This window comes from Limosilactobacillus portuensis (assembly GCF_028607025.1).
GTDB lineage: Bacteria > Bacillota > Bacilli > Lactobacillales > Lactobacillaceae > Limosilactobacillus > Limosilactobacillus portuensis.
Genome location: NZ_CP117296.1, coordinates 884771 through 897009, shown reverse-complemented (window position 1 = coordinate 897009; position 12239 = coordinate 884771). Strand labels below are relative to the sequence as shown.

Genomic DNA, 12239 nt, shown 5'->3' with positions numbered 1-12239 from the left:
GCTCCTCCTTATTTCTCACTATCTTGCACTTGCTTCAAACTGGAGCCAAAAATTTGTTCAATCGTCACTGGATCACGGTGATCAAAGAATTGACTTTCGTTCTTATCAAGGCTAGCCATCTTCTTCATATCATCATCAGAAAGTTCAAAGTCAAAGACATCAATATTTTCAGCCATCCGCTTCTGATGAACAGACTTAGGAATTACCGTGATTCCGCGTTGTAAGAGCCAGCGCAGGATTACTTGACCATTGCTCTTGCCGTACTTGACAGCAATTTCAGCAATGGTTTCGTTAGTAAAAATATTGTGTTTACCCTCGGCAAATGGTGCCCAGGCTTCAACGCGGACATCTTGGCTTTGCGCAAGTTATTATTGCTGTTGCTGGGTTAAGCCTTGTGGGCATTGACTTCTTAACCCAAATGGGATTAGCTGCTGCCGTTGGCGTTGCTTTTGCAATTCTTTCAGCCCTAACCCTCTTGCCAGCTTTAATTTCATTAGTGCATAAACATATTAGACCAGCTAACAATCAAACAGGGAAGCATAAGCAAAAAGCTAAAAATAACGGGCTTGTTGAGCACACTATCATCCGCCACCCATTTGTGACTGTAATCGTCAGTGCTCTTGTTCTGCTTGGCTTTGCAATTCCTTCTGGGCACATGCGGCTTGGAATGCCATATAATGGAGCCTTACCTACCAATCAAACTGAACGAAAGGCTTATGATATTTTGTCCGATAAGTTCGGTGAAGGAATGAATGCCCAATTAATAACGGTTGCCAAGTTAGATAAAAATGCTACTCCAGACGAAAAGCAACAAGATGTAATGGAAATTACTAAGCATCTTTCAGAAATGAAATATGTCAAAATGGCTACTCCAGGGATGATGAGTAGTAGTGGAAAGTATGCAGTCTTTATGGTCATTCCAACCGAAGGACCTGAATCCGTGAAGACCGATCAGCTTGCTCATCATATTAAGAAGTACTCCAACACAACCGAAGATAAAATGAATACCAAGCTGGTTCTGACTGGTACTAATGCTATTAATATTGACATTGTTGAAAAGTTAAATAAGGCAATCCCTATTTTTGCCGGAATCGTAATGGCATTGGCGTTCGTCTTAATGATGATTGTCTTTCGCTCATTCATTATTCCATTAGTTGCGATGGCTGGATTTGGTCTCTCACTTCTCGCTTCCTTTGGGGCACTTACCGCTGTCATGCAGGATGCGGTGTTAAATACTGTCTTTGGCATTAGCAAAGGAGCACCAATTATTGCCTTCCTTCCAGTAATTGCGATTGGAATTCTCTTCGGACTAGCAATGGACTATGAAGTCTTCCTCGTTTCTCGGATTCGCGAAATCTACTTACTAACTGGCGACAATACTAAGGCAGTTAGGACTGGAATGAAAGAAAATGCCAAGGTAATTATCACTGCTGGTCTAATCATGATTTCTGTTTTTGGTAGCTTTGCAATTACATCTAACCCTACAAGTAAATCAATTGGTCTTGCACTTGCATTCGGTGTTTTCTTTGATGCCTTTATCGTCCGCCTAATTTTTGTTCCGGCAATGATTAAACTATGTGGTAAATGAAATTAGGTATTCCCTGGGATGCGGCGCAGTAAAATTGAATATAAAAAATAACTGACTTTAGGAGGTAATCCATCATGACGGTAAGTAACGAGGGCTTTAACAAGCATTGGCCGGAAATGAAATTTAGTAAAAATATGTTGCAGGATGCTTTAATTAAACACGTTCTCGGTCTAACTAATTATCATATGGCGGATATTGGTGAAGTATTTGAAGTAACAGTTAACCTAAAGCATGGCAATGAAGAAAACTGGATCAATTCTTGGTCAACTATGGCTAACCGTCTGCAGAAAAAGGCGCAAAACTACGAAGCAAAGGATAAAAAGATTAATGCGGCAAGTGCTTATCTCCGTGCTTCAACCTACTGGCGAGTATCTTTAATGTATTTCAGTAAGACAGAAGACGATCGGATGAAGGACTATTGTCTGGCCAGCCAAAATTGTTATGATAAAGCTCTTGACTTATCTGATTATCCAGGAACCGCGATTCAAATTCCTTATGAGGATACTACTCTTCCCGGTCATTACTTTACCGCTCCATCCGCTGGGTAAAATGCTCCACTATTAATTGTTGTTCCGGGACGTGATACTTGGGCTGACGATACTCGCTGGGTAACCGATGCTGCAATTAAACGTGGTATTAACGCCTTAACGTTCGATGGCCCCGGTCAGGGAATGACACTACGCCTGCAGGGATTACCATTCAGACCAGACTTTGAGAAGGTCATGAAACCAGTTCTTGATTTTGCTACCAGTTTACCGCACGTCGATAACAATCGGATTGGGGTCATGGGGATGAGTTTTGGTGGCTTCCAAATTCCCCAGGCTGCTGCATTTGATAAGCGGATTAAGATTTGTATCACCGATCCGGGAAACATTGCTTGGGGAAAGGTGATTAGCCAGCGGCTGAAGAAGATTCTTTCCTTACCAAGATCTCTTCGCCCAGCACTACTCGAATATCTGTTAAAGGATTATACTTGGAAACAAGGTTGCTCGGAAGAAAACCTGTTGAACGAGTTGGCAAAATACGATAATACCCAAATAATTAATAAAATATCAGCTAAAACACTCGTTCTTAATGGTGCTGCCGAAGTTAATCCAACAGCTGCTAAAGAATTCTATGATTTGTTAACCTGCCCTAAGGACTACCTACTTTTTGATGAAAATTCCACTGCCCAGCAGCATACCCAAATGGGCGGGTATGCCCCAGCAAGACCATTGACGAGTTTAGCTGCATCTGGGTGGTAGGCTGCTATTCCAATTCCGCAAACTAAACATCCGATCACTAATAATGCATATGTTGGTACATAGCCCAAAGAACTAAAACCAATTCCCGTAATCAAAATCGCTAAAATAATAATCCAACCGGTATTATACTTATCCGAAAAGAAGCCAAATAAGGGCTGAACAACGGAAGATACCAAGTTCATCGCAAAAACTAAGGTTGCTGCAACAGCATAGTTATAATAGTGTTGCGCAATTAGGGTCGGCAATAAGGCTGCTAACGCTCCCTGGCTGAAATCAACAAATAAATGTCCCAGGGATAGGCTATAAATATACTTCGATACTTTCAAACTAATTCTCACTTCCTTTGGGGATTTTAAATTTACTTACATCAATTTTTTCTAGCTGTAATAATTTCTTCTTAATTGATAGCCCTGCAGCATAACCGGTTAGGCTCCCATTGGATCCAACCACCCGGTGACACGGGACAATAATTTCAATATGATTACGACCAACCGCTCCGCCAACTGCCTGCGCTGACATATGCTCTTTATGAAGCCTAGCAGCAGCGATGTCGGCAATTTCTCGGTAAGTCATTACTTGTCCATAGGGGATGGTTAGCAAAATCTGCCAAATCATTTTTTGAAAATCGGTTCCTATTAAATGGAGAGGTAATATAAATGAAGGCTGACGTTGCGAAAAGTATTCATCTAACCATTGCTTAGTTTGCTTTAAAATCGTTGTTTCCATCGATATATTCTGTGACCCAAGGCCGTCCGCATAATATTTATCATTTTCAAACCATAATCCAGTTAATCCCTGATAATCACTCGCCAGTAATATTTTCCCTAAGGGAGACTGATAGCTAGTAATGTACTGCATAAATCAACGTTCCTTTCCTGTACTATTATGATTATATCTTCGCTAAAAGCTATATATTATGTTAATATGTCCAAGAATTATCTAAATATTATCAAAAGGAATATCTATGAATAAATATATTAACTCCAAAAATATTAATGCCCAGTCAGACTTCCCGTATTTAGTATTAGACGTCATTAACCATCATGCGAACCCGATTAACCCCGGATTTAACGTTATGCACTGGCATAGTGATCTGCAATTTATTTACGTATTAAAAGGAACAGTTAATATTAGAACACTAGAAAAGGCTGAAAATCTCTCGGCTGGAGCTGGTGCTTTTATCAATCAAAATGTTGTTCACCAGGTAATTCATCAAAATAACTCTCATTATCGTTCGTTTATTTTTCCAACATATTTCTTAGAATTTTACTTTGGTGGACCAACTCAGCGACTAGTTGAAGAATTAACGTTAAATTCTAACTTGGAACTAATTAAATTTGAGCCAGCCGGTAAGTGGTCAACTATATGCAAAAAATTAAATAATTTATCTCAGTTATTTGAAAATGATCGACAACAACGTCTGTATCCTTATGAAGTTCTAACAACTTTAGTTAATATCTTCTTGGAACTACAAAAAAGAGTCTCACTGCCTCAGCAACAGCAAGACTCCAACGCTAAAATTAGAATAACAGCAATGTTAAATTATATTCAGGAAAATTACCCACAAAAAATTACACTAGCGGAATTAGCAAAGAGTGCCAATATTAGCAAAGCAGAATGCAACCGGTGCTTCCACAATATTTTGCAAACTTCACCCTACAAGTATTTGCTGGAATATCGATTATCAAAAGCTGCAGAACTATTGAAAAAGACAGAGTTGCCAATAAGTGTAATTGCTAATCAGGTTGGTTTTGGTCAAGCTAGTCAATTTGGTAAGTATTTTAAGGCTAAAACTAACCTAACCCCTTTTCAATTTCGTAAAGAATAAACTTGCAAATGATATCTATTTTTATACTGTCGATTTTAATAAATTCGTTTCATTTTTAAAATCGGATATGGATTTCCTTGTTCATCGAGTGGTGACCGTGAAGCAATCTTAAAACCCATGTGTTCATAGAAGCCACGAGCATTCGGATTCTGTTCATTAACTGCCAATTCGTCAATATGGTATTGGGTCATTCCATAGCGAAGTAGTTGACTGCCAATCCCTTTACCGCGTTCACTTGCCGCTACGAATAGCATTTCAAGTTTCGTCTCATTAATTCCCATTAACGCTTTAATTCGATCATTTTCAAGAGCAACTATTAAGTATTGAACGCTACGAAAAGCCTGCGGAACATATTGCTTGATCGTCGCAATTTCTTGAGGACTAAGAAACTGATGGGTCGCAATAACCGAGCTTTCCCAAGTAGCAATTAGTTGTTCCATTTCACTATCGCTGATTGTCGTTAATTCTTTGATTTTCACTTATTTTTCACTCCCTATTAACTTTTAATAATGCCTTCTTTTGTTACGTTTGCTGAGTTTTAATCCATCGTTTGAAATTTGGTATACAGATTTAATCAGCAATGAGGACGATTAATTCACCAAATTCTCTGATTCTTCTCCTTTAGCAAATCTAGTCAGATTCTCCTTAAAGAATTCATATCGACGACGGTGAAATTTAACACCATCGGGAAGACCAGCCGTATGCGGTGTTAGGATGACATTACTTAAATGCCGCAACGGACTATTTATGGGTAATGGTTCTTGTTCAAAGACATCTAAGCAAGCTCCGGCAATTTCATGAGTTTGCAACGCTGAAATAAGAGCAGCCTCATCAACAATACTTCCTCGTGATGTGTTTACTAGGAGTGCTGATGATTTCATTTGCTGAAATGCCTGATAATCAATTAAATGGTGGGTCACGGAAGTCGCAGCAATATGAAGGCTAATAATATCGCTATTTTTGTATAATGTTGACAAATCAACCATTCTAACTCCTGAAATATGCCGTGGATGATGATTAAATGCTAGCACATTCATATTAAGCGCTAATCCAATACGGGCAAGTCTCTCTCCTATATTTCCCAAGCCAATGATCCCTAAAGTTTTTCCGGCAATTTCTGCGCCACTATATGTGAGTTGACTTGCCGGTTGCTGTTCTTTCATAAATTGGTCTAAGTATGGAATATTTTTAAACCAGCTTAGGATTAATGCAAGTGTGTGTTCAACTACTGCATTAGCATTAACTCCTGCAGCGTTGCAAACTTTAACTCCTCGATGAGTACATTCAGCCACGTCAACATTATCATAACCAGCTCCGGTTTGAATTATCTTTAATTGCGGCGCTTGTTTTAGTAGTGATGAATTAACTGGCACATGTTCAGGAATAATTGCTTCTGCAGTCGATAAGTATAATGATGCTGATTGTAAATCTGTAATGTGAACTTGCCATTCTTGAGGAAAAGCTTTATAAATTTCTTGCTTTGTCTTGGATGGAAAATCACCAATAATAAGAACATTCATCCTAACCTTTGACTCCTTTTTAACTTTAACTGCTAATCTTAAAATTCATCTAACCTTATTTATTCTTCAATAAAGCGGTCAAAAAACATTTGGAACGGTCCCAAAGCTCGGAGTAAATGGATTATTCATTACTATAGCTCCTCATTTTATAACTCTTTATAACTTTTCAGATATTTTATAACTTTTTATAACTTCATTCAATTTGCAAACACAATCATTATTTGGTAAGATACTCGTAATTTAATATCAGGCGCTCAAGAACAGCGGGCGAAAAAATAAGAGCTGGATAAGGAAGTTAATTTCCTGTCCAGCTCTTTTTCTTTGAAAGGAGTTATTATGTCTCGTCAAAACAAAATTCTAATGGTGATCACCCTGCTCTGTGGAAGCTTCATCACTGCCTTTTCGGAAACCCTACTCAACAATGGCCTACCAACAATAATGGCGGAGGTCCATGTTAGTGAGATGACCGTTCAATGGCTCAGCACCGGTTACATGCTAGCTGCTGGAATCACCATGCCACTTGCCGCCTATCTTACTAATTCAGTAAAATTAAGAACATTATTTACCGTGACAATGGCTATCTTTTTGGTTGGAACAATTATTTCAGCATTTGCGCCCAATTTTCCTTTACTATTGATCGGCCGACTAATTGAAGGGGTTGCAGTCGGTATCAATATGCCACTCATTCCAAACGTCCTTGCCCTAATCTTTTCCCCACGCCACCGTGGAACTATAATGGGCCTCGCGGGAATTATTATTAATCTCGGTCCGGCCACTGGACCAACCGTTTCTGGAATCATAGTTGATTATTTCAGTTGGCGAATGTTATTTATTATCTTAATTCCGATCTGTATTCTCGTTCTGATTGCCACTCAATTATTCGTTAAAAACATAATTCCATTAAAGCGATCATCACTTGATTTTTCCTCAGTCCTTACGTCAACATCAGGACTAGCTCTTTTGCTATATAGTCTAGGTCGTGTTGGTGAAATGGGACGGTTTGACTGGCTTACATTGTTCCTTCAAGCAGTTGGAATCGCCGTCATGATTTTCTTTGTTAAACGTCAACTCAAGCTTAAGAAGCCATTACTAGAAATGCGGGTCTTTAAAGCGCCCTCTTTCCGCCTCGGCGCAACCCTGGCTCTCCTTAACACCTCGTCCTTAATGGCAACTGAGCTAATGCTGCCGCTCTTTAACCAGAATGTTCTCAAAGTCACACCAACTATCTCTGGGTTAATGCTAATCCCGAGCGCCCTCGTGATGATGGTAGTTTCACCAATTGCTGGACGGCTTTATGACCAAATTGGGATTAAGAAGGTCGCTTTCCTAGGCTTTGGAATCGGCTTGCTGACGACGATTCCAATGGCCTTCTACTCACCGACTACTAGTGTATTTACTGTTACTACCCTGTATGCCTTACGTTGTGGTGGCCTTAACTTAGCCTATTCTCCCGTTAGCGTTTATGGTTTGAATGCTCTTCCTCAGGAGTACGTTGTTTTTATGGTCAACATGAACCAAATTGCGGATGCCTTTGCTAATGCGATGGCTGCTACCTTGCAATCACTCGGCCAAAAGCACGGCATCGCCCATAAGCTTTCAACATCAGTAGCGGCTCTCCAAGGCTTTCATTGGTCCTTTTGGTCGATCGCGGTTCTTAACATTATTGCCTTCTGTCTCTTGTTCAAACTTAAGAATCGGTCGACAGTTGAATTAAAGTAGTTAGACTTGCGTAGCCCGTTATGCATATGCGTTTAATTCACTTTTTGCATAGATAATTACTTAATATGAGTATTTCTTATTTTATTTGATCTAGTTTATAGTAAAGATAACTAAAGAGAACTTTGAAAGGAGTCTTTATCATGGCGAAGAAACAAACTGCTGGACGCGATCAATTAGGTGATTTTGCCCCTAAATTTGCTGAATTAAACGATGATGTGCTATTTGGACAAGTATGGTCCCGAGAAAAGGAATTAAGTCCTCGTGATCGGAGTTTAATCACAGTTACCGCTTTAATCACTAAGGGTGCCTTTGAACAACTTCCTTACCATATGCAAACAGCAAAGAATAATGGGATTACAAAAGAAGAAATCGCAGAAGTTATTACTCAACTTGCCTTTTATGTTGGTTGGCCAAATGCCTGGTCAGCATTTAACGTTGCCAAGAAAGTTTGGGACGATTAATGTTTAGAGGCTGAAAATCAACTCAAAAAACACCGGAAATCAGCTTGCCAGCCGCTTTTCGGTGTTTTTCTCACTCTCTATGAAGTTACTGATGTTTTGATTTTAACCAAAATGATAATACAAAACCAATTAAAGCAAAAATAAAGGAAGCTAAAAATGCGTATCGATACCCATAGTTAAACTGCTCAGTCTGCAACATATTGTTACCTGCTATGTGCTTGCTGCCAAAGGCAATAATCATCATTAATACTGCTGTTCCAAGTGAACCGGCAATCTGGCGAGCAGTCGATGCTGCAGCATTTCCATGAACATATAAGTCAATTGGTAACGCGTTAAGTCCTTCTGTGAACGTTGGCATCATTACAGTAGCAATTCCAATAATTCGGAAAGCATATGCTCCTGCAACAAGTAGCAAATTAGTCTCTGGAGTAAAAAATATCATCGGCATAGTCCCCAAAATAATAATAGCATAGCCGATTAATGAGAGTTTCTTAATACCGAATTTATCATATAGTCTTCCAGCAATCGGACTTGTTATTCCCTCCAAAATCGCTCCAGGTAAGAGCATCAGTCCAGCCTGAAATGCTGAAAGGCCATGAACTCGTTGTAAATATAGTGGTAAGACTAGCTCAACACTAAGTAATGCGATATTACTAATTGCACTTAAAATAGTCGTTAAATTAAAAGTATAATTCCTAAAAACGCTTAAATTCACCAATGGCTTTTCTAACTTTAATTGGCGACAGCAGAAAAATACTAATACGACAAAACCCATTATTGTGATAAAGCCGTTTGTAAAATTAATTGTTCCTATATTACCAATATCAGAGAAGCCATATAATAGCGCCCCAAAGCCAAGACAAGATTCTACTACGGATACCCAGTCAACTCTTTGCGTTCGGTCAATTTTATTAACATTTTTAGCATTAAAAAGACTGATAGCTAGTAAGATAATAGTTAAGGGAATTAAAATTCCAAATAACCATTTCAATCCTAGGTTATCAATGATCCATCCACCAGTCGTTGGACCTAGTGCTGGGCCAAATGCGATCACCAAACCAATTACTCCCATAATAAAGCCTCGTTTTTCTTGAGGATAGAGTACAAGAACTACATTTTGAATTAAAGGAATCATTGCACCAGCAGCAATCGCTTGAATTAATCGTCCAAGTAGTAATAGCCAAAAATTACTTGCTAAGAAGCCGCAAGCTGAACCGAGTAAGAAAATCAGTAACAAGCTAATGAAAGTATGTTTAGTATTAAAGCGGTGAAAAACCATGCAGACAAAGGAATCATTAATCCTGTCACAAGTTGGTAGCCGGTGCTGACCCATTGCGCTATTGACTGGCTAACACTGTACTGATTAATAATTGTTGGCAAAGCATTATTGAAAAATGTTTCGGTGAGCATCATTATAAATGCTCCGAAGATTAATACTGCTATCATTTTTACTTTTTGCTTATTAGGTGTGTCAATTGTAATCATAAATTTTCCTCCTTATAAATGTAGCGAGCTACATTTATGCCTAAAAATAAAGCAGGTTATTGCAAATTATTAATCATCTGATGCAATACCTGCTGAAAAGTATCGTAATCTGACTTTTTAATATTATCTCGTAATCTTGATTCCATCTTCTTAGCTGGATCCCGGATTATCTTCAGATTTTCTTTCATAAATTGTTGTCCTTGAGTTGATAACATTAAAATAATTTGACGCCTGTCCTGATCACTTGTAGTTGTTTCAACTAAATTCAATGCAACCAATCGCCGAATTATTCCTCGCACAGTAGGGTGACTAATTTTGAACTTTAATTCAATCTCTTTTTGGGTTACCGTCTTTTGATGATCATATAAAAAGGCTAAAATTGAAATTTGGGTCCCCGTTAAGTTAATTCCATTGGCAACCAATTGGGCATTCATCTTTTTTTCAATCAAAATACTCAGAGTTTTGATTTGTGGTCCAATATAATCCTGTGTAGGTAGTCTTTTTGACTTCATTTTTGAGCATCCCCTCTCTCTCAATATGTGTAGCTTACTACAGATTATTAAATAATACAAGAAAAGCACATAATTTTACTCCTTCCGTTTGGTTGCTTTTCTCTACTACTTATTTAAAGTTCGCTCTTTTTGACAGCGATTACTTTCCTTGCCCAGTCAGTAAAACAAGTTCATACTAATAGTATCTGTCAATTATGAAATAATTTAGCTTATTTGCCCTTTTAATGTTTACTTCTCTGGCATTATTCTTGGCATCCGTACAACCAAAAATTAAATTAATGCTTTAAAAAATACCACCTAACAAATACAAATATTTGAAGTGCCTCATAATTGTTAGACAAAAGTTCTAACGATTGTGAGGCACTTTTTATGACTAAATACAAACCTGACTTTAAAGCTAAAATTGTCCACGAATATCTGACTACTCCACAAAGTTCTCGAGCCTTGGGGCGCAAATACAGTATCAGTAGCCGACTGATCAGGAAATGGATTCAAAGATATCGCTTAAGTGGGATAGACGCCTTGAAACGGCGTCGTCATCCACGAACCCTTACCGCAGATTTTAAGTTGAGTGTGATAGACTACTACCAAACTCATGAGGAATCGATGGTTAAAGTAGCGGCTCGATTTGACGTGCAAGCGTGCCAAATTTCACTTTGGCGGTCACAGTTCAAGCGAGATGGTATTGAAGCCTTGAAACCTCACCCGAAAGGTAGGCCGTCAAAGGTGAAACATACTAAGAAACGACTTCGTCGTCTTACTAATAAGACTGAAGTGGAACGTTTAAAAGAAGAACTTGCCAAGAAAAGCCAAGAACTCTATGACACAAAATTGGAACGTGACATCTTAAAAAAATCGTTGGCCCTGTTCGGACCCTCCAAGGCAAAGAGAAAACGCAAATAGTTGATCAGATCAGGGCAGATCAAGCATCGCTACCGAAGAAATATCGCTATAAGATTGGTGACATTCTCCATAAAATCAACCTTCCTAAGGCTACTTACCATGATGAGCGCAAGCGCATCGCTAACCATCATGATAAATATGCGAGTGTTAAGCAAGTGATTCTTAGCGTGGCTAAAGAAGGGCAAGTCCGCGGACGATGGACCTACGGTTATCGTCGCGTGAACCAAAAACTGCGGGCAATGGGCATTCATTTGGCGGACATGACGGTGAACAAGTTGATGGCGAAATTAGATGTTCAAGTGGCACTGTATAATCGCCACCGTAGTGGTAAATACTCATCTTATGAAGGTAATGTGGGCACAGTTGCGGATAATCTACTAAAACAACAATTTCAGGCCACCATTCCTTATCAAGTCCTCCACACAGATGTTTCTCAAGTTCGCTTAGCTAATCACAGTTGGGCTTATATTTCCTCAATTATCGATGAAGCCAGTAAGGAAGTTTTAGCCTTCCAATTGAGTCAACATCCTGATCGACAGTTGATTACCGCTACTCTCAACGAGCTATGTACAAAGCTGCCTGATAATGCTCAACCAATTATTCATTCTGATCAGGGGTGGCACTATCAACTGGGGTACTATACCCAAAAGTTAGCTGATAATCACTTTATTCAAAGTATGTCCCGTAAGGGAAATTGTCATGATAACGCACCAATGGAGAGTTTCTTTCACCTGTTTAAGACAGAGTTATTAGATGGTTTCCCACCATGTAAAGACTTAGCTGAATTAAAATCACTCTCAGCTCAATGCATTCATTACTTTAATTACCAACGTATCTCCTTAAAAACAAAAGGTATGACTCCGGTTGAATACCGAAATCATACCTTGGTAGCTTAAATAATCAATTTTGTCTAACTTTTTTGTTGCACTTCAAGGAGATCCCTTTGAAGTAAATTACTGGTTATTCTCTTTTATTATTT

15 protein-coding genes and 1 pseudogene are annotated in these 12239 nt (G+C 38.8%); 8 read left to right on the top strand and 8 right to left on the bottom strand.

Features of this window, described 5'->3' with window-relative positions; genetic code table 11:
- Positions 1 to 8: 8 nt before the first annotated feature.
- Positions 9 to 362 (bottom strand): annotated as a pseudogene (locus PRK60_RS04555) (aldo/keto reductase); the annotation flags it as partial.
- On the opposite strand from PRK60_RS04555, the gene PRK60_RS04550 reads away from it, so the two are divergent.
- From PRK60_RS04550 to PRK60_RS04540, 3 genes are all read left to right on the top strand, one after another.
- Positions 323 to 1588, top strand: coding sequence for an MMPL family transporter (locus PRK60_RS04550; RefSeq protein ID WP_316243093.1), 1266 nt, complete (start codon positions 323 to 325; stop codon positions 1586 to 1588). The pseudogene PRK60_RS04555 and the gene PRK60_RS04550 sit on opposite strands and share 40 nt — an antisense overlap.
- Positions 1589 to 1662: 74 nt before the next feature.
- Positions 1663 to 2136 (top strand): alpha/beta hydrolase, encoded by a 474-nt coding sequence (locus tag PRK60_RS04545; protein WP_273646392.1) that lies wholly within the window; start codon positions 1663 to 1665, stop codon positions 2134 to 2136.
- A gap of 15 nt (positions 2137 to 2151) precedes the next feature.
- On the top strand, positions 2152 to 2832 hold the full coding sequence (locus PRK60_RS04540) for an alpha/beta hydrolase (RefSeq protein ID WP_273646433.1): 681 nt from the start codon (positions 2152 to 2154) through the stop codon (positions 2830 to 2832).
- Here the strand turns inward: PRK60_RS04540 and PRK60_RS04535 are convergent.
- A complete protein-coding gene (locus PRK60_RS04535; RefSeq protein ID WP_273646391.1) occupies positions 2730 to 3170 on the bottom strand; it encodes an MFS transporter in 441 nt (146 codons plus the stop codon). The genes PRK60_RS04540 and PRK60_RS04535 overlap by 103 nt on opposite strands.
- On the bottom strand, positions 3160 to 3690 hold the full coding sequence (locus PRK60_RS04530) for a methylated-DNA--[protein]-cysteine S-methyltransferase (RefSeq protein WP_102169281.1): 531 nt from the start codon (positions 3688 to 3690) through the stop codon (positions 3160 to 3162). Before PRK60_RS04530 ends, PRK60_RS04535 begins: the two co-directional genes overlap by 11 nt.
- A 106-nt stretch (positions 3691 to 3796) precedes the next feature.
- On the opposite strand from PRK60_RS04530, the gene PRK60_RS04525 reads away from it, so the two are divergent.
- A complete protein-coding gene (locus PRK60_RS04525) occupies positions 3797 to 4660 on the top strand; it encodes an AraC family transcriptional regulator (RefSeq protein WP_102169280.1) in 864 nt (287 codons plus the stop codon).
- A gap of 35 nt (positions 4661 to 4695) precedes the next feature.
- On the opposite strand, the gene PRK60_RS04520 is transcribed toward PRK60_RS04525, so the two are convergent.
- Positions 4696 to 5139, bottom strand: coding sequence for a GNAT family N-acetyltransferase (locus PRK60_RS04520; protein WP_273646390.1), 444 nt, complete (start codon positions 5137 to 5139; stop codon positions 4696 to 4698).
- A gap of 111 nt (positions 5140 to 5250) precedes the next feature.
- Positions 5251 to 6180: an NAD(P)-dependent oxidoreductase gene (locus tag PRK60_RS04515; RefSeq protein ID WP_102169279.1), complete on the bottom strand. Its 930-nt coding sequence runs from the start codon at positions 6178 to 6180 to the stop codon at positions 5251 to 5253.
- Between the two features lie 336 nt (positions 6181 to 6516).
- On the opposite strand from PRK60_RS04515, the gene PRK60_RS04510 reads away from it, so the two are divergent.
- A complete protein-coding gene (locus PRK60_RS04510) occupies positions 6517 to 7899 on the top strand; it encodes a DHA2 family efflux MFS transporter permease subunit (protein WP_273646389.1) in 1383 nt (460 codons plus the stop codon).
- Between the two features lie 140 nt (positions 7900 to 8039).
- Positions 8040 to 8360, top strand: coding sequence for a carboxymuconolactone decarboxylase family protein (locus PRK60_RS04505; protein ID WP_102169277.1), 321 nt, complete (start codon positions 8040 to 8042; stop codon positions 8358 to 8360).
- A gap of 85 nt (positions 8361 to 8445) precedes the next feature.
- Here the strand turns inward: PRK60_RS04505 and PRK60_RS04500 are convergent, their stop codons facing one another.
- Genes PRK60_RS04500 through PRK60_RS04490 form a run of 3 tightly spaced genes read right to left on the bottom strand, consistent with a single transcriptional unit; the run spans position 8446 to position 10357 of the window.
- Complete coding sequence (locus PRK60_RS04500) at positions 8446 to 9639, bottom strand: DHA2 family efflux MFS transporter permease subunit (RefSeq protein ID WP_273646388.1); 1194 nt, start codon at positions 9637 to 9639, stop codon at positions 8446 to 8448.
- Complete coding sequence (locus PRK60_RS04495) at positions 9588 to 9845, bottom strand: hypothetical protein (RefSeq protein ID WP_273646387.1); 258 nt, start codon at positions 9843 to 9845, stop codon at positions 9588 to 9590. Before PRK60_RS04495 ends, PRK60_RS04500 begins: the two co-directional genes overlap by 52 nt.
- 56 nt (positions 9846 to 9901) lie before the next feature.
- Positions 9902 to 10357, bottom strand: coding sequence for a MarR family winged helix-turn-helix transcriptional regulator (locus PRK60_RS04490; protein ID WP_102169275.1), 456 nt, complete (start codon positions 10355 to 10357; stop codon positions 9902 to 9904).
- 369 nt (positions 10358 to 10726) lie between these two features.
- On the opposite strand from PRK60_RS04490, the gene PRK60_RS04485 reads away from it, so the two are divergent.
- Positions 10727 to 11260 carry a helix-turn-helix domain-containing protein gene (locus PRK60_RS04485; RefSeq protein ID WP_102169382.1) on the top strand — a complete coding sequence of 178 codons (534 nt, stop codon included), beginning with the start codon at positions 10727 to 10729 and terminating at the stop codon, positions 11258 to 11260.
- Positions 11212 to 12156 (top strand): IS3 family transposase, encoded by a 945-nt coding sequence (locus PRK60_RS04480; protein WP_316243096.1) that lies wholly within the window; start codon positions 11212 to 11214, stop codon positions 12154 to 12156. The genes PRK60_RS04485 and PRK60_RS04480 overlap by 49 nt, the downstream gene beginning before the upstream one ends.
- The last annotated feature ends 83 nt before the right edge of the window (positions 12157 to 12239 follow it).